We start from the raw sequence: 16,786 nt of genomic DNA, 5'->3' as shown, positions 1-16,786 counted from the left end.
AAGCTCTGGGCCCGGGCGGCTCAACGCCGACCCTTACGGGGCCTCATCAAGTCTACGACCTTTTGCGCGGCCTCGCCGACGTCGACGTTCACGACCTGGTGGTCGAACTCCTCGACGGCCGCGAGCTCGACCCGCGCCGTCTCGAGTCGGCGCTGCTGTTCGGCGGGGCTCTCGGTGCCCCGGCCGACCAGGCGGCGCACGAGCTCCTCCCAGCTCGGCGGGAGGAGGAATACGAGGGTGGCCTCGGGCATGGCGCGCCGCACCGACCGCGCGCCCTGGATGTCGATCTCGAGCAGCACGCTGTCGCCGCTCGCGATGGCCTCCTCCACGGGCCGCCGCGGCGTGCCGTACCGGGAGGCGTTGTGCACGGTCGCCCATTCGAGGAGTTCGCCCGCCCCGACCATGCGGTCGAACTCGGCGTCGCTGACGAAGTAGTAGTGCTCGCCCTCGACCTCGCCGGGTCGCGGCGGACGCGTCGTCGCCGACACCGACAGGCGGACGTCGGGATGGTGCCGGCGGATGTACGACGCCACCGTGCCCTTGCCGACGGCCGTGGGACCGGCGAGCACCACGAGCCGGTCGCCCGTGCCGCCGTGCGACGCCACCCAGTCGGCGACGAACTGGCGGAGCCGGCGCCGTTGAAGCCGGCCGAGGCCGCCCAGGCGCTTGGAGGTCGAGATCTCGAGTTCGTCCATGATGCGGGCGGTCTTGGTCGCGCCGATCGCCGGGATCGACGTGAGGAACTCCGTGCCGCGCAGGCGCCCCTCGACGCCCTCTGGCGCCTCGTAGGCCTCGCGCAGCACGTCGAGGGGGCTTCGCGAGCCGTCGGCCACGGCGGCCTTCACGGCGGCGCGGGCGCGTCGCGCGGCCACGGCGGCGCGGGATGCGGCGACCCGGTCCACCTCGGGTGGCGCGGCGGTGGTCTTCTTCGTGCTGTCAGCCAATTGCCACTCCGTACTGGTCGATGCGACGCGCGATGGCGTCGCCGATGCCCTCGGGCCCGGCGCCGAGCAGCGATCGCGACTCGCTCGCGATGACGCCGGACGCGAAGGCGCCGAACCTGAGGTGGAGGTCGCCGGGTTCGGCGCCCTGATGCCCGAACCCGGGCGCGAGCACCGGCAGTCCCGGGCGCGGCGGCTCGGCGTCGGTGTCGATGCCGGCGAGCCGGAGGTCGACGGTCGCGCCGAACACGACGCCCATCGAGCCGAGATCGCCGCCCGCGGCATCCGCCCGTCGCTCGTTCCAGCCCATCACGCCGTGCGTGATGGCCTGCGCCACCGTCGAGCCGGCGCGGCTCGACTGCTGCAGCACGGCGCGCTGGATGGCGGCCGCCTCGGGGTTCGACGTGGCGGCGAGCACGAAGAGCCCCTTGCCGGCCGCGTCGGCCGACCGGGACACCTGCTCGATCGAACCGAGCCCCTGGTACGCGCTGATCGTCATCGCGTCGGCCTCGAGCGGGGAACCCGGCGTGAGCCACGCCTCGCCGTAGGCGGCCACGCTCGAGCCGATATCGCCGCGCTTGACGTCGGCGATCACGAGGAGGCCGGCGTCGCGCGCCTCGCGGAGGAGCCGCTCGAGCGCGACGTACCCCGCCGCACCGTGCCGCTCGAAGAACGCCACCTGGGGCTTCAGGACGCCGACGCGGCCTGCCGCGGCCTCGATGACCCGGAGGCCGAACTCGCGCACGCCGTCGGCGGTGTCGGGCTGGCCCCAGACGTCGAGGAGCGACGCGTGCGGGTCGAGTCCGACGCACAGGCGACCGTACCCGTCGAACGCCGCCGCGAGCCGCTCGCCGAACGGGGTCACCCCGTTCATGCGGTCACCGCCCGGCGCTCGGCGTACTCCTGCAGGCTCGTCACCTCGAAGCCGCCGCTCACCGCGCCGAGCGACGCGACGGCGGCCGAGAGCTCGGCGATGGTGGTGAACAGCGGGATGTCGGACCCGACGGCCGCGGCACGGATCTCGTAGCCGTCGGCGCGCGCCGACCGGCCGCTCGGCGTGTTCACGACGACGTCGACCTCGCCCCGGTTGATGAGTTCGACGACGGATGCCGCGTCGGGCGACGGGCCCTCGCTGAACTTGCGCACGACCCGCGCCGTGATGCCGTGGCGATGCAGGACCTCGGCGGTGCCCGCCGTGGCGGCGATCTCGTAGCCGAGCTGCTGCATCCGCAGGATCGGGAACACGATCGCGCGCTTGTCGCGGTCGGAGACCGACACGAACACGGTGCCCGACAGCGGCATGCCGCCGTACGCGGCGAGCTGGCTCTTCGCGAACGCGGTCGGGAAGTCCTTGTCGATGCCCATGACCTCGCCGGTCGAGCGCATCTCGGGGCCGAGCACCGAGTCGACCATGATGCCCTCGCGGGTGCGGAAGCGATGGAACGGCAGCACAGCCTCCTTCACGGCGACCGGCGCGTCGAGCGGCACGCGCGACCCGTCGGACGCCGGGAGCAGGCCCTCCGCGATGAGCTCGGCGATCGTCGCGCCGACCATGATGCGCGACGCGGCCTTGGCGAGCGGGATGCCGAGCGCCTTCGAGACGAACGGCACGGTACGGCTCGCACGCGGGTTCGCCTCGAGCACGTAGAGCACGCCCGCGCCGATCGCGAACTGCACGTTGAGCAAGCCCCGCACGCCGACGCCCTCGGCGATCGCGCGCGTCGCCTCGCGCACCCGGTCGACCTCGGCACGGCCGAGCGTCACGGGCGGCAGGGTGCAGCTCGAGTCCCCGGAGTGGATGCCGGCCTCCTCGATGTGCTCCATGACCCCGCCGATGTAGAGCTCGGTGCCGTCGTAGAGCGCGTCGACGTCGATCTCGATCGCATCGTCGAGGAAGCGGTCGACGAGCAGCGGATGGCTCGGACCCACGATGCCCTGGCCCTCGATGCGCAGGAAGTAGTCGGCGAGCGACGCGGAGTCGTACACGATCTCCATGCCGCGGCCGCCGAGCACGTAGCTCGGCCGCACGAGCACGGGGTAGCCGATGCCCTCCGCGACGTGCACGGCGCCCGCGACGTCGATGGCGGTTCCGTTCTGCGGCGACATGAGGCCGGCGCGATCGAGGATCTCGCTGAACAGGCCGCGCTCCTCGGCGAGGTCGATGGCGTCGGGGCTCGTGCCGAGGATCGGGATCCCGGCCGCCTCGAGGCCCTTCGCGAGCCCCAGCGCGGTCTGGCCGCCGAGCTGCACCACGACGCCCACGAGTTCACCGGTCTGCGACTCGGCGTGGATGACCTCGAGCACGTCCTCGAGCGTGAGCGGCTCGAAGTACAGCCGGTCGCTCGTGTCGTAGTCGGTCGAGACCGTCTCGGGGTTGCAGTTGATCATGATGGTCTCGAAGCCCGCATCCGAGAGCGCGAACGACGCGTGCACGCACGAGTAGTCGAACTCGACGCCCTGGCCGATGCGGTTCGGGCCGGAGCCGAGGATGACGACCTTGCGCCGGTCGCTCGGCTCCACCTCGGTCTCGAGGTCGTAGCTCGAGTAGTGGTACGGCGTGAGTGCCGGGAACTCCCCCGCGCACGTGTCGACCGTCTTGTACACCGGTCGGATGCCGAGGATGTGCCGCACCTCGCGGGCGTCGGCCTCGCCGAAGCCGCGCAGCTGGCCGATCTGCGCGTCGGAGAATCCGTGGTTCTTCGAGAGCATGATGAGGTCGGTGTCCAGCGCTTCGGCGGCCGCGATCGTCTCGGCGACCTCGTTGACGAGCACGATCTGGTCGAGGAACCACGGGTCGATCTTCGTGGCCCCGAACAGCTGCTCGACGGTCGCGCCCTTGCGCAGCGCCTGCTGCACGAGCACGATGCGGCCGTCGGTGGGCACGCGGGATGCCTCGACGAGCTCCTCGGCGCTGCGATCCTCCGTGCCCCAGTGGAACGACGAACCGCGCTTCTCGAGCGAGCGCAGCGCCTTCTGCAGCGCCGTCGCGAAGTTGCGGCCGATCGCCATCGCCTCGCCGACCGACTTCATGGTCGTCGTGAGTGTCGGGTCTGCGGCCGGGAACTTCTCGAACGCGAATCGGGGCACCTTCACGACGACGTAGTCGAGCGTCGGCTCGAAGCTCGCGGGCGTCACCCTCGTGATGTCGTTGGGGATCTCGTCGAGGCGGTACCCGATGGCCAGCTTCGCCGCGATCTTCGCGATCGGGAAGCCCGTGGCCTTCGACGCGAGCGCCGACGAGCGGGACACGCGCGGGTTCATCTCGATCACGATGATCCGGCCCGTCTCGGGGTTCACGGCGAACTGGATGTTGCAGCCGCCGGTGTCGACGCCGACGGCCCTGATGATGTCGATGCCGATGTCGCGCAGGCGCTGGTATTCGCGGTCGGTGAGGGTCAGCGCGGGCGCCACGGTGATCGAGTCGCCGGTGTGCACGCCCACGGGGTCGACGTTCTCGATCGAGCACACCACCACCGTGTTGTCGGCGGTGTCGCGCATGAGCTCGAGCTCGTACTCCTTCCAGCCGAGGATCGACTCCTCGAGGAGCACCTCGGTGGTGGGCGAGTTCTGCAGGCCCTGCGTGACGATGCGAACGAGGTCCTCCTCGGTGTACGCGAAGCCCGAGCCGAGGCCGCCCATGGTGAACGAGGGCCGCACCACGAGCGGGTAGCCGAGGTCCTCGGCGAACGCCTTCGCCTCGTCGAGGGTCTTCGCGACGTGCGAGCGCGCGACATCCGCCCCCGCCTCGACGACGAGGTCCTTGAACAGCTGCCGGTCCTCGCCCTTGCGGATCGCCTCGACCTTGGCGCCGATGAGCTCGACGCCGTGCTCGGCGAGGATGCCCGCGTCGTGCAGCGCGATCGCCGCGTTCAGCGCCGTCTGCCCGCCGAGGGTGGGCAGCACCGCGTCGGGCCTCTCCTTGACGATGATGGACTCGATGATCTCGGGCGTGATGGGCTCGACGTACGTCGCGTCGGCGAAGCCCGGGTCGGTCATGATCGTGGCGGGGTTCGGGTTCACCAGGATGACCCGCACGCCCTCTTCACGGAGCACGCGGCAGGCTTGCGTGCCCGAGTAGTCGAACTCGGCGGCCTGGCCGATGACGATCGGGCCGGACCCGATGACGAGGACGCTCGTGATGTCGTCGCGCTTGGGCATCAGGCGTCGTCTCCCTCGGTGGCGGCGTGTTCCGAACGGTTCGCGATGACCATGTCGCGGAAGCGGTCGAACAGGTAGTTGGCGTCGTGCGGGCCGGCGGCCGACTCGGGGTGGTACTGCACCGAGAAGGCCGGGATATCGAGGCAGTTGAGTCCCTCCACGACGTTGTCGTTGAGGTCGACGTGGCTCACCTCGACGCGGCCGAAGCCCTCGCTCGACTCGCTCACGCGGTCGATGGGCGCGTCCACCGCGAAGCCGTGGTTGTGCGCCGTGATCTCGACGCGGCCCGTGGCGCGGTCGAGCACGGGCTGGTTGATGCCGCGGTGGCCGAACGGCAGCTTGTAGGTGCCGAAGCCGAGCGCGCGTCCGAGCAGCTGGTTGCCGAAGCAGATGCCGAAGTACGGCAGGCCCTCTCGGAGCGTGGTGCGGAGCAGCTCGACGTGCCGGTCGGATGCCGCGGGGTCGCCGGGTCCATTCGAGAAGAAGAGCGCGTCGGGGGCCATCGCGAGCACCTCCTCGGCCGTGATCGTCTGCGGCACGACGTGCACGTCGAAGCCGCGCTCGGCGAGGTACCGGAGCGTGGAGGTCTTCACGCCGAGGTCGAGCACGGCGACCGATCCGATGCGCTCGCCCTCGGCCGGCAGCGTGTACGAGTCGGCGGTGGAGACGGTGCCCGAGAGGTTCAGCCCCTCCATCTCGGCGCCGCCGAGCACGAGTTCGAGCTGCTCGCCGTGCGTGAGCGACGCCGCGTCCCCCGAGAAGACGCCGGCACGCATGGCGCCCGCCGAACGGATGTGCCGCGTGATCGCGCGCGTGTCGACGCCGCTGATGGCCACGATGCCGGCCGCCGCCAGGTCGTCGTCGAGGCTCCGCTGCGAGCGGAAGTTCGACACGACGCGGGAGGGGTCGCGCACCACGAAGCCCGCGACCCAGATGCGGGAGGACTCCATGTCCTCGTCGTTCATACCCGTGTTGCCGATGTGCGGCGCGGTCATCATGACGATCTGGCCGGCGTACGACGGGTCGGTCAGGGTCTCCTGGTAGCCCGTCATGCCGGTCGCGAACACCAGTTCGCCGAGGGTGCGACCGCGGGCGCCGTAGGCACGCCCGTCGTACCGGCGCCCGTCTTCGAGCACGAGCACCGCGGGGTCGTGCGTGCGGGTCAGGGTCTCAGTCATCCGAGGCCTCGCTCTCCTGTTCCGGCCGCGGCGCCATGGGCGCGGCGGCGATGTCTTCGACGGCCGCGATGATGCGAGCCGAGTCGCCCGGGTACCGGGCCCTGAAGGTGCTGTCGACGTGCGGGGCGACCACCTCGGGGTCGTGCACCTGCACGATCCAGGTGATCGCGACGAGACCCTCGGGCTCGACGCCGCGATCGATGACGTAGGTCGCCGGGCCGGCCGAGACGATGCGGTCCGCCGGGACGAAGATCGCCGGCTCCCCCGCGATCCGGATCACGACGCCCTCGGGAAGCACCTCGAGGTGCGCGGCGCCGCGGAACGCGAGCCCCTGCACCGCGAGGCGTTCGAGGGGCCGGCCGACGGGCGTCGTGGCGACGTAGAGCACCTCCGTCGCGACGATGGGGTCGCCGTGCTGCGCGGGCGGCGGGAACGCCGACAGGCTCTCGTCGCGCGCCGTGCGGCGCTTCCACGACCGCCACATGAGCCACGCGGCCACGCCGACGATGACGACGGCGACGACGGCCCCGATCCACTTATCCACGTTCGACCCCCCACACGGATGCCGCGTTGCGGGCGACCTCGTCCTGCGGGCGCACGGCGCCGTCGAGGAAGGTCGGGTACCCGCCGTGGAAGGTCGCGACGACGCGCCCCGGCAGGCGGCGCCCGAGATACGGGGAGTTGGTGCTGCGACCCGCGAGGCGGTGGAGGTCGAACTCGGATGCCGCGGCGGGGTCGTACAGCGTGAGCTCGGGTGCGGCGCCGACGGCGATCGCCTCGCCGTGGCCGTGCAGCCGGCCGATGCGTGCCGGGGTCGCGGACATCACGCGCGCGACATCCGACCAGTCCATGAGCCCCGTCTCGACGAGGGCGGCGTGCACGACCGACAGCGCGGCTTCGAGGCCGACCATGCCGTTGGCGGCGGCCTCCCACTCGCTCTCCTTCGCCTCGACGGGGTGCGGGGCATGGTCGGTCGCGACGATGTCGATGGTGCCGTCGGCGAGCGCGGCGCGGAGCGCCTCGACGTCTTCGGCGCGCCGGAGCGGCGGGTTCACCTTGAAGCGCGGGTCGTAGCTCCGCACGAGGTCCTCGGTGAGGAGCAGGTGGTGCGGCGTCGCCTCGGCCGTGACGTCGATGCCGCGGGCCTTCGCCCAGCGGATCACCTCGACCGACCCGGCGGTGGACACGTGGCAGACGTGCAGGCGGCTGCCGACGTGCTCGGCGAGCAGCACGTCGCGGGCGATGATCGACTCCTCGGCGACCGCAGGCCAGCCGGTGAGGCCGAGCTCGCTTGAGAGCGCGCCCTCGTTCATCTGGGCGCCCTCGGTGAGCCGGGGCTCCTGCGAATGCTGGGCGATGACGCCGTCGAACGCCTTGACGTACTCGAGCGCACGGCGCATGAGCAGCGGGTCGGAGACGCAGAAGCCGTCGTCGCTGAACACGCGCACGTTCGCGCGCGAGCGCGCCATCGCGCCGAGCTCGGCGAGCTGCTCGCCCTTGAGGCCTGCCGTCACCGCGCCGATGGGCTGCACGGTGGCGTACCCGGCGGCGCGCCCGAGGCTCGCCTCCTGCTCGACGACGCCCGCGGTGTCGGCGACGGGGAACGTGTTCGCCATGGCGAAGACGGCGGTGAACCCACCGGCCGCCGCGGCCCGCGTGCCCGTGAGCACCGTCTCGCTCTGCTCGTATCCCGGCTCGCGCAGGTGGGTGTGCAGGTCCACGAGGCCCGGGAGGGCGATGAGCCCGTCGGCGTCGACGACCGTCGCGCCCGCGGCATCCGCGATCCTGCCCACCTCGGCGATGATCCCGCCGTCGAGCAGTACGTCGGCTCGCTCGCCCGTGGGAAGCGTGGCGCCGGTGATGAGGAAGCGCTCGGTCATCAGGCCTCACCCCGCTCGCCGGACAGCAACAGGTAGAGGGCGGCCATTCTCACTGATACTCCGTTCGCGACCTGCTCGCGCACCGTGGACTGCGGCGAGTCCGCGGCGCGGGCGGCGATCTCCAACCCGCGGTTCATGGGCCCGGGGTGCATGACCATCGTAGTCGGGGGCAGCCGGTCGAACCTGGCGTCGTCGAGTCCCCAGGTGCGCGCGTATTCGCGGCTGTTCGGGAAGAACGCCTCCCGCATCCGCTCCGCCTGGATGCGCAGCATCATCACGACGTCGGGCGATGCGGCGAGCGACGCGTCGAGGTCGTAGCCGACGGTCGCGGGCCACGCCGTGGTGTCGACCGGCATGAGGGTCGGCGGAGCGACGAGCTCCACCTCGGCGCCGAGCGCGGTGAGCAGCCACACGTTCGAGCGGGCCACCCGGGAGTGCAGGATGTCGCCGACGATGACGACCCGCGCACCGTCGAGGCCGCGCCCGCGCGAGGCGGAGCCGTGCAGGCGGCGTCGGATCGTGAACGCGTCGAGGAGCGCCTGCGTGGGGTGCTCGTGCGTCCCGTCGCCGGCGTTCAGCACCCCCGCGTCGATCCAGCCGCTCGTCGCGAGGGTCTGCGGGGCGCCCGAGGCGTGGTGGCGGATGACGACGGCGTCGGCGCCCATGGCCTGCAACGTCTGGGCGGTGTCCTTCAGGCTCTCGCCCTTCGAGACGCTCGAGCCCTTTGCGCTGAAGTTGATGACGTCGGCGGACAGCCGCTTCGCGGCGGCCTCGAACGAGATGCGGGTGCGGGTCGAGTCCTCGAAGAACAGGTTCACGACGGTGCGGCCGCGCAGGGTGGGGAGCTTCTTCACCTCGCGCTCCTGCACGGCGGCCATGTCCTCGGCGACGTCGAGCAGTTCGACGGCCGCGTCGCGATCGAGGTCGCGAGTGGAGAGCAGGTGGCGCATCAGTCGTCGCCCCCGTCGATCGTGACCGCGTCGTCGCCGTCGACCTCGCTGAGCCGCACATTGATGCGCTCGCGCGCGGAGCTCGGCAGGTTCTTGCCGACGAAGTCGGCGCGGATCGGGAACTCGCGGTGTCCGCGATCGACGAGCACCGCGAGGCGCACGGCCCGCGCCCGGCCGAGGTCGGCGAGCGCGTCGAACGCGGCCCGGATGGTGCGACCCGAGTACAGCACGTCGTCGACGAGCACGACCGTCCTGCCGTCGATGCCGCCCGGCGGCACCTCGGTGGGCGCGGGCGTGCGGGTGCGCGTGCGCCCGAGGTCGTCGCGGTACATCGTGACGTCGAGCGAGCCCGCGAGGGCGGCCGGCGCATCGGGCTCGATGCGCGCGATGGTCTCGGCGATGCGACGGGCGAGGACGACGCCCCGCGTCGGGATGCCGAGGAGGACGAGATCGGCGCTGCCGCGATTGGACTCGAGGATCTCGTGCGAGATGCGGGTCAGCGCCCGCGTGATGTCAGCCTGATTGAGCACGGCACGTGCCACGGACCGACTCCCTTCTCCGCCTCACTGGACGGCCTTAAAGGTTGTCAACTCGAACGAGTCTACCGTGTGCCGGGGTGCTCGGACGCCGGCGCTAGCCCTTCGCGTGCGAGATGGCCGCGAGCAGTCCGTTGACGAACCCGGCCGAGTCATCCGTCGACAGCACCGTGGCCGCCTCGACCGCCTCGCTGATCGCGACCGGGTCGGGCACCTCGTCGTTGTAGACGATCTCCCACACGCCGATGCGCAGGAGGGCCCGGTCGACGGCGGGCATGCGGTCGAGCGTCCACCCGCGCGAGTGGGTCGTGATGAGCTCGTCGATCTCCTCGCGGTGGTCGACGATGCCGTCGACGATCTCGCGTGCGTACAACCAGGATGCTTGGCGTTCGGGCTCGCTCACGGCGCGCTCGGCCTCGACCGCGAGCACCTGCTCGACCGGCACCTGGCGCATGTCCGCCGAGTAGAGCATGTCGAGGGCGCGCTTGCGCGCCTTCGTGCGGGCGCTCACTAGTCGTTCACGCGGCCGAGGTACTCGCCCGAGCGGGTGTCGACCTTGACCTTCGTGCCGGTCTCGAGGAAGAGCGGCACCTGGATCTCGTAGCCGGTCTCGACGGTGGCGGGCTTGGTTCCGCCCGTCGAACGGTCACCCTGCAGGCCCGGCTCGGTGTAGGTGATCTCGAGCACGACCGACGCGGGCAGGTCGACGTAGAGGGGGTTGCCGTTGTTCAGCGCGATGGTGACGGGCTGGTTCTCGAGCATGAAGTTCTTCGCATCGCCGACGACCGACGCGGGCACGGTGAGCTGGTCGTAGTCGGTCGAGTCCATGAAGACGAAGCCGTCGCCGTCGTTGTACAGATAGGTGAAGTCGCGGCGATCGACGTTCTCGATGTCGACCTTGGCGCCGGCGTTGTAGGTGCGGTCGACGACCTTGCCGGTGACGACGTTCTTCAACTTCGTGCGCACGAACGCACCGCCCTTGCCCGGCTTGACGTGCTGGAACTCGATGACGCTCCAGAGCTGGCCGTCGATGTTGAGAACGACGCCGTTCTTGATGTCAGCGGTGCTTGCCATTGGTGATGTTTCCGATCGTCGAAGGAAGTCGAAGGGCACGCGCTGGAGGCGTGCGACTGATCGAGTGTAGTCGACTCACCCGCGCGAACGCAGAACCCAGTCGACCGCGAGCCGGTACGAGTCCGCGCCGAACCCGGCGATTACGCCGGTCGCGACGCCCGAGATGACGCTGGTGTGGCGGAACGTCTCGCGCGTGTGCGGGTTCGAGAGATGCACCTCGACGAGCGGCACGCCGGCCTGCTTCAGCTGCGCGGCCGCGTCGCGGAGCGCGTAGCTGTAGTGCGTGAACGCCGCCGGGTTCAGCACCACCGGCAGGCGCCGGTCCACCGCCTCGTGGATCCAGCCGATGAGCTCGGCCTCGTCGTCGGTCTGCCGGAGGTCGATCTCGACGTCATCGGGCACGGATGCCGCGAGCCCGGCACCGATGTCGTCGAGCGTCTCGCTGCCGTACACCTCGGGCTCGCGGGTGCCGAGTCGGCCGAGGTTCGGCCCGTTGAGGACGAGGATCGTCGTGGTCACCCGGCCAGCCTATCGACCCGTCAGGACCCGATCTCCTGGTACGCCGCGAACAGCAACGACTGGTCGGGCGCCTGCATCACGGTGGGCTTGGCGAGGTCGTCGAGGACGATGAAGCGCAGCTGCCCGGCCCGGGCCTTCTTGTCGCGCTGCATGGTCGCGAGCAGCGTGTTCCAGCGTCCGACCGGATAGGTCGTGGGCAGGCCGAGCAGGTCCAGCACCCGCTTGTGCCGGTCGGCGACCTCGTCGGAGAGCCGGCCCGAGATGCGGCCGAGCTCGGCGGCGAACGCCATGCCGACCGAGATCGCCGCGCCGTGCCGCCACTGGTAGCGCTCGGCATGCTCCACGGCGTGGCCGAGCGTATGCCCGTAGTTCAGGATCTCGCGCAGCCCCTGCTCGGTGAAGTCCTCCGAGACGACCTCGGCCTTCATCCGGATCGCGAGTTCGACGACCCGGCGGAACTCGGGCGACGTCGGATCGGTCGCGACATCCGGATCGGCCTCGATGGTGTCGAGGATCTCGGGATACCGGATGAATCCGGCCTTCACGATCTCGGCGAACCCGGCGAGGATCTCGTTGCGCGGCAGCGTGTCGAGCAGCTCGAGGTCGCACAGCACGGCGGCCGGCGCGTGGAACACGCCGACGAGGTTCTTGCCCTCGTTCGTGTTGATGCCGGTCTTGCCGCCGACGGCCGCGTCGACCATGCCGAGCACGGTGGTCGGCACCTGCACGATGCGCACGCCGCGGAGCCACGTGCCCGCCACGAACCCCGCGAGGTCGGTGATCGCACCGCCGCCCAGCCCCACGATCGCGTCGCTGCGCGTGAAATCCGCCTGGCCCAGGATCTGCCAGCAGAACGCCGCGACCTCGACACGCTTGCCGGCCTCGGCGTCGGGCACCTCGGCGAGCAGCACCTCGAATCGGTCCTGCAACGCCTCGCGGATCGCGGCGGCACGCGCCGCGAGGGTCGGCGCGTGGACGACCAGCACCTTGCGCACCGACGGTCCGAGCGCGTCGCCGAGCTCAGCGACGACGCCACGCCCCACGACGACGTCGTAGCCCGACTCGCCCCCGACCCGGATCGTCGTGCGATCGTCGTCTGCGGTCATCGTGCTCCTCCGAAATGCCCGGCGATGTCGGCGACGATCCGTGCGACCGAGCGACGCGACGTGTCGATGTCGAGGTCGGCGAGCGACCGGTAGATCGGCGTGCGCTCCTCGAGGATCGCACGCCAGGTCGCGAGCCCGCCGTCGGCGAGCAGCGGGCGGTTGCCCCCGCTGAGACGCGGTGCGACCGCCTCGGGCGAGACGCGGAGCCAGACCACGGGCAGGCCGGCGAGATCCTCGCGGGTGTCGGGATGCAGCACCGCACCGCCGCCCAGCGAGATGACCGCCGGCTCGCGCAGCGCCTCGGCGACGATCTCGCGCTCGACGGCTCGGAAGGCCTCCTCGCCCCGGCGCGCGAAGATCTGCTCGATCGGTCCGTGCCGCTCGACGATCCGCGCATCGGTGTCGATGAAGGGGGCATCGACGGATGCCGCGAGCCGCTGCCCGACCCGGGACTTGCCGGCCCCCATCGCCCCGATGAGCACGATCGGCAGGGCGAGCCCCACCCGCTCAGACACGATCGCCCGCGACCTCCGATGTCGCGATCTCGGTGAGGAGCGCGTCGGGGATGGCGGCGAGGTACGACTCGAGGTTGCGACGCGTCTCGACCACCGAGTCGCCGCCGAACTTCTCGAGCACCGAGTTCGCGAGGGTGAGCGCCACCATGGCCTCCGCGACGACGCCTGCCGCGGGCACCGCGCAAACATCCGATCGCTGGTGGTGCGCGGGCGCGGCCTCGCCCGTGGCGACGTCGACGGTGGGCAACGCGCGCGGCACCGTCGCGATCGGCTTCATGCCGGCCCGCACCCGCAGCACGGTGCCTGTGGACATGCCGCCCTCGGTGCCGCCCGCACGGTCGCTCGCCCGGACGATGCGTCCGTCGCTCTGATGCAATTCGTCGTGCGCGGCCGAGCCACGACGCGTGGTCGTGGTGAAGCCGTCGCCGACCTCGACGCCCTTGATGGCCTGGATGCCCATGAGCGCGGCGGCGAGCTGGGCGTCGAGGCGGCGATCCCAGTGCACGTACGATCCGAGCCCCGGCGGCACGCCGTAGGCGAGCACCTCGACGACGCCGCCGAGGGTGTCGCCGTCCTTGTGCGCCGAGTCGACCTCGGCGACCATGCGCGCGGATGTCTCGGGATCGAAGCAGCGCAGCGGGTCGGCGTCGAGACGCTCGACGTCTCCGGGCATGGGCAGCGGGCGGTCGTCGGGCACCCGCACCGGACCGATCGCGATCGTGTGCGACACGAGTCGGATGCCCAGCTCGCCCAGGAAGGCGCGGGCGACGGCACCGAGCGCGACGCGGGCCGCCGTCTCGCGGGCGCTCGCGCGCTCCAGCACCGGCCGCGCCTCGTCGAAGCCGTACTTCTGCATGCCGACGAGGTCGGCGTGCCCCGGCCTGGGCCGGGTCAGCGGCGCCCCGCGGCCGCGGCCGAGCGTGGCCGGGTCGACGGGCTCGGGGCTCATGACCTCCTGCCACTTCGGCCATTCGGTGTTGCCGATGCGCAGCGCGATGGGGCTGCCGAGGCTCTCGCCGTGCCGCACGCCGCCCGAGATCGCGAGCTCGTCCTGCTCGAACTTCATGCGCGCGCCGCGCCCGTAGCCGAGCTTGCGCCGCGCGAGGTCGGCGCGGATGGCGTCGAGCGAGACTGGGATACCGGCGGGAAGACCCTCGAGGATCGCGACGAGCTCAGGGCCGTGCGACTCTCCGGCGGTGAGCCAACGGAGCATGCTCCCTATCCTTCCACAGGCACGTCAGACGGTTTCGCGCATGACGGCGAGCACGGCGTCCTCGTCGGGCAACTCCGCGAACGGGTCGCCGTTGACGAAGATCCGCACCTGCAGGAGCGCCTGGTGCAGGAGCATCCCGAGGCCGTGCACGACCATGCCGCCCGCGGCGATCCAGCTCGCGCCGAGCGGCGACGGCCACGGGTCGTACGCCACGTCCAGGAGCGGCGCGCGCCGCGCGAGTTCGGCAGGCGGCTCCACCCCGAGGGCGGTTCCGCCGGGCACGGTGCTCACGACGAGCTCGGCGTCATCGATGCGTGCCAGCTCGTCGAGCCGCCCCTCCTCGACCACGACGCCGAGTCCCCGCCCGACGTTCGCGAGTTCGGCGGCCGCGCCCGGGCGGCGCACCAGCACCCGCACATGGGCGGCGCCGAGTTCCGCCATCGCGGCGAGGGCGGAGGCCGCGGTCGCGCCGCCGCCGAGGATGACGCCCCGATGCACCGAGCCGACACCCGCCTCTCCGAGCGTGCGCACGATGCCGCCGACGTCGGTGTTGAATCCGCGGCGCACGCCGTCGTCGAAGAGCACGGTGTTGGCCGCCCCCGTGACTGTCGCGAGCTCGTCGAGGTCATCCACGAGCGGCAGCACGTCGTGCTTGAGCGGCATCGTCAGGGAGAGACCGCGCCACGAGGCATCCAGCCCGTCGATGAACTCGGCGAGCCCGTCGCCCCGCATCTCGATCGCGGTGTACTCCCAGTCGAGCCCGAGCCGTCGGTAGGCGGCGCGATGCAGCCCGGGGCTCTTCGAATGGGCGATCGGCGAGCCGAGCACGGCGAGCCGGCGCATCAGTTGCCGTACTCCGGGTGTTCCTCGAGCCACGCGAGGAACCGTTCGACGGCCGCGTCGTGCTCCTCGATCGTCGCCGAGAACACGGTCTCGCCGGTGTCGAGGTCGACCGTCACGAAGAACAGCCAGGGTCCGTCGGCGGGATGGATGGCCGCGTCGATCGCGAGATCGCCCGGGTTGCCGATGGGGCCGGGCGGAAGGCCCGGATGCACGTAGGTGTTGTACGGGTTGGCCGGGTCGGCGCGCTCGGCGTCGGTCGTCGTCACGACCGAGTCGTCGCCGAGTCCGTAGTGCACCGTCGAGTCGAACTGCAGGAGCCCGCTGTCGAAGAGCTCGGGATTCAGGCGGTTCTCGATGACCCGGGAAACCTTGTAGTAGTCGTCGCGGAGGCCCGCCTCACGCTCGATGAGCGAGGCCTTGACGATCGTGCGCCACCGGTCCTCGGGCGGCACGCCCGCGGCGTCGAGCGCCTCGAACGATCGGTCGACCAGCATCTTCACGAGCGCCTCGGCCGTGATGTTCGGATCGACCGTGTAGGTCGCCGGGAACAGGAAGCCCTCGATGGTCGTGGCCTCGGCCGGCAGGCCGTACGCCTGCGGATTCGCGGCGGCGGCCTGCAGTTCCTCGACGGGGATGCCCGTGACGAAGGCCGCCTCGGCGAGCGCGTTCTTCGCCCACATCCCCTCCTGGATCACGAACGTGTTCTCGAGCTTGTTCGCCGGGTCGACGAGCGCGTCGAGCGCGGCCTGCGCACTCATCCGCTCGGCGAGGAGGTACGCGCCGGGGTGGAACTCGGGCTCGGGGGTCTGCGCGAGGAGGAGATCGTAGAACGCGTCATAGGAAGCGGTGACGCCCTCATCGACGAGGTTCTCCGCGATGTCCGCGCCGGTGTCGCCCTCGTGGATCATGAAGACCAGCTCACCCGTGCCCGCACCCTCGAAGTCCTCGGCGGGCGTGAAGCGCTCGATGAGGGAGTTGATCGGGCCCTGCAGGACGAAGAAGGCGCCCGCGACGAGCGCGACGAACACGAGGAATCCGACGAGGCAGCCCCACGCGCCCCTCCGGCGTGGCCGCTCGTCGTCGTACCCATCCCGCTTGAGTGCTCGACGCTCGGCGCGGCTCAGCCGCCCGTGCGGCTCGTCGTCGGGGTCGCCCGGCCCGGCCTCCAGTTCGTCCCACGGCGACCCGCTCTGCTGCTCGCGCGGCTGCCCGGAGGGGTCGGGGTCGTCGAGTTGCCAGCGGAACGTCGTCTCCGACTGTCCCGCCTGCGGTTCGTCCGGCCACTGCTGCGGCTCGACCGCGCCCGGCGGCTCGGCCGCACCCGGCCGCTCGGCCGCCCACGGCTGCTGGGACGGGGCCGCGCGCTGTTGCTCGGCCGCCCACTGCTGCTCAGCCGTCCACTGCTGCTCGGCCGCACGCTGTTGTTCAGCCGCCCACTGCTGCTCGGCGGCCCGCTGCTCGGCCGCCCACTGCTGCTCGGCCGCCCACTGCTGCTCGGCCGCACGCTGTTGCTCGGCCGCACGCTGCTGCTCGGCCGCCCACTGCTGCTCGGCCGGCTGATGGGCCGTCGGCACCGGCGGCTGCGGCGTGCCCGGCCATGACTGCGGTATGGGATCCCGGTCGTACACGGGTCTGCGCGGGACGTCGAGGGGCTCTGCGGGCCGTGCGGCGGCGGGGCCCGGCTGCTCCCCCGCCGGAGCCTGCGACGGCCACGGCGGAGCGGCCGACTGTGCGGCCGCCTGCGCTGCCGCCTGCGCTGCCGCCTGCTCCTGCGCCAGCTGCTGCTGGGCGAGCAGCTCGGCCCTCCGCTGCTCGGCCTCGCGCGCCTCGCGACGGGTCATCGGCCGATCGCGTCCGCCGCCCGGCGAGGCGG

Annotated in this window: 16 protein-coding genes; all 16 read right to left on the bottom strand. The window is 71.6% G+C overall.

Going from position 1 to position 16,786, the window contains the following annotated elements:
• Positions 1-20: 20 nt before the first annotated feature.
• Positions 21-944: a guanylate kinase gene (gmk, locus tag EZM51_RS03435; RefSeq protein WP_136706861.1), complete on the bottom strand. Its 924-nt coding sequence runs from the start codon at positions 942-944 to the stop codon at positions 21-23.
• Complete coding sequence (gene pyrF / locus EZM51_RS03430) at positions 937-1,815, bottom strand: orotidine-5'-phosphate decarboxylase (protein WP_136706860.1); 879 nt, start codon at positions 1,813-1,815, stop codon at positions 937-939. The genes gmk and pyrF overlap by 8 nt, the downstream gene beginning before the upstream one ends.
• Entirely contained in the window at positions 1,812-5,099 is a 3,288-nt protein-coding gene (carB, locus tag EZM51_RS03425; protein WP_136706859.1) for a carbamoyl-phosphate synthase large subunit, read from the bottom strand. Before carB ends, pyrF begins: the two co-directional genes overlap by 4 nt.
• On the bottom strand, positions 5,099-6,277 hold the full coding sequence (carA, locus tag EZM51_RS03420; protein ID WP_211195808.1) for a glutamine-hydrolyzing carbamoyl-phosphate synthase small subunit: 1,179 nt from the start codon (positions 6,275-6,277) through the stop codon (positions 5,099-5,101). The genes carB and carA overlap by 1 nt, the downstream gene beginning before the upstream one ends.
• Positions 6,270-6,821, bottom strand: coding sequence for a hypothetical protein (locus EZM51_RS03415; RefSeq protein WP_136706858.1), 552 nt, complete (start codon positions 6,819-6,821; stop codon positions 6,270-6,272). The genes carA and EZM51_RS03415 overlap by 8 nt, the downstream gene beginning before the upstream one ends.
• Positions 6,814-8,157 carry a dihydroorotase gene (locus EZM51_RS03410; RefSeq protein ID WP_136706857.1) on the bottom strand — a complete coding sequence of 448 codons (1,344 nt, stop codon included), beginning with the start codon at positions 8,155-8,157 and terminating at the stop codon, positions 6,814-6,816. The genes EZM51_RS03415 and EZM51_RS03410 overlap by 8 nt, the downstream gene beginning before the upstream one ends.
• Complete coding sequence (locus EZM51_RS03405; RefSeq protein WP_136706856.1) at positions 8,157-9,107, bottom strand: aspartate carbamoyltransferase catalytic subunit; 951 nt, start codon at positions 9,105-9,107, stop codon at positions 8,157-8,159. Before EZM51_RS03405 ends, EZM51_RS03410 begins: the two co-directional genes overlap by 1 nt.
• A complete protein-coding gene (pyrR, locus tag EZM51_RS03400) occupies positions 9,107-9,649 on the bottom strand; it encodes a bifunctional pyr operon transcriptional regulator/uracil phosphoribosyltransferase PyrR (RefSeq protein WP_136706855.1) in 543 nt (180 codons plus the stop codon). Before pyrR ends, EZM51_RS03405 begins: the two co-directional genes overlap by 1 nt.
• Positions 9,650-9,740: 91 nt before the next feature.
• Positions 9,741-10,154 carry a transcription antitermination factor NusB gene (nusB, locus tag EZM51_RS03395; RefSeq protein WP_136706854.1) on the bottom strand — a complete coding sequence of 138 codons (414 nt, stop codon included), beginning with the start codon at positions 10,152-10,154 and terminating at the stop codon, positions 9,741-9,743.
• A complete protein-coding gene (gene efp, locus EZM51_RS03390) occupies positions 10,154-10,717 on the bottom strand; it encodes an elongation factor P (protein WP_136706853.1) in 564 nt (187 codons plus the stop codon). The genes nusB and efp overlap by 1 nt, the downstream gene beginning before the upstream one ends.
• Before the next feature lie 75 nt (positions 10,718-10,792).
• Positions 10,793-11,236: a type II 3-dehydroquinate dehydratase gene (locus tag EZM51_RS03385; protein ID WP_136706852.1), complete on the bottom strand. Its 444-nt coding sequence runs from the start codon at positions 11,234-11,236 to the stop codon at positions 10,793-10,795.
• Between the two features lie 20 nt (positions 11,237-11,256).
• A complete protein-coding gene (aroB, locus tag EZM51_RS03380; protein ID WP_136706851.1) occupies positions 11,257-12,342 on the bottom strand; it encodes a 3-dehydroquinate synthase in 1,086 nt (361 codons plus the stop codon).
• Positions 12,339-12,857, bottom strand: a complete 519-nt coding sequence (locus EZM51_RS03375; protein ID WP_248305447.1) for a shikimate kinase — start codon at positions 12,855-12,857, stop codon at positions 12,339-12,341. Before EZM51_RS03375 ends, aroB begins: the two co-directional genes overlap by 4 nt.
• Positions 12,850-14,070, bottom strand: a complete 1,221-nt coding sequence (gene aroC, locus EZM51_RS03370; RefSeq protein WP_136706850.1) for a chorismate synthase — start codon at positions 14,068-14,070, stop codon at positions 12,850-12,852. Before aroC ends, EZM51_RS03375 begins: the two co-directional genes overlap by 8 nt.
• Before the next feature lie 24 nt (positions 14,071-14,094).
• Entirely contained in the window at positions 14,095-14,913 is an 819-nt protein-coding gene (locus EZM51_RS03365) for a shikimate dehydrogenase (protein ID WP_136706849.1), read from the bottom strand.
• Positions 14,913-16,754, bottom strand: a complete 1,842-nt coding sequence (gene mltG / locus EZM51_RS03360; RefSeq protein ID WP_136706848.1) for an endolytic transglycosylase MltG — start codon at positions 16,752-16,754, stop codon at positions 14,913-14,915. Before mltG ends, EZM51_RS03365 begins: the two co-directional genes overlap by 1 nt.
• Positions 16,755-16,786: the final 32 nt, after the last annotated feature.

Source organism: Agromyces sp. H66 (assembly GCF_004959775.1).
In the GTDB taxonomy this organism is placed as follows: domain Bacteria; phylum Actinomycetota; class Actinomycetes; order Actinomycetales; family Microbacteriaceae; genus Agromyces.
This window is presented reverse-complemented; position numbering and strand designations above follow the sequence as displayed.

What these genes read in the sequence shown, in the direction of transcription:
- pyrF (WP_136706860.1), bottom strand. Translation starts at nt 1,815, where the DNA reads ATGAACGGGGTGACCCCGTTCGGCGAGCGGCTCGCGGCGGCGTTCGAC.
- carB (WP_136706859.1), bottom strand. Translation starts at nt 5,099, where the DNA reads ATGCCCAAGCGCGACGACATCACGAGCGTCCTCGTCATCGGGTCCGGC.
- carA (WP_211195808.1), bottom strand. Translation starts at nt 6,277, where the DNA reads ATGACTGAGACCCTGACCCGCACGCACGACCCCGCGGTGCTCGTGCTC.
- EZM51_RS03410 (WP_136706857.1), bottom strand. Translation starts at nt 8,157, where the DNA reads ATGACCGAGCGCTTCCTCATCACCGGCGCCACGCTTCCCACGGGCGAG.
- EZM51_RS03405 (WP_136706856.1), bottom strand. Translation starts at nt 9,107, where the DNA reads ATGCGCCACCTGCTCTCCACTCGCGACCTCGATCGCGACGCGGCCGTC.
- efp (WP_136706853.1), bottom strand. Translation starts at nt 10,717, where the DNA reads ATGGCAAGCACCGCTGACATCAAGAACGGCGTCGTTCTCAACATCGAC.
- aroB (WP_136706851.1), bottom strand. Translation starts at nt 12,342, where the DNA reads ATGACCGCAGACGACGATCGCACGACGATCCGGGTCGGGGGCGAGTCG.
- aroC (WP_136706850.1), bottom strand. Translation starts at nt 14,070, where the DNA reads ATGCTCCGTTGGCTCACCGCCGGAGAGTCGCACGGCCCTGAGCTCGTC.
- EZM51_RS03365 (WP_136706849.1), bottom strand. Translation starts at nt 14,913, where the DNA reads ATGCGCCGGCTCGCCGTGCTCGGCTCGCCGATCGCCCATTCGAAGAGC.
- mltG (WP_136706848.1), bottom strand. Translation starts at nt 16,754, where the DNA reads ATGACCCGTCGCGAGGCGCGCGAGGCCGAGCAGCGGAGGGCCGAGCTG.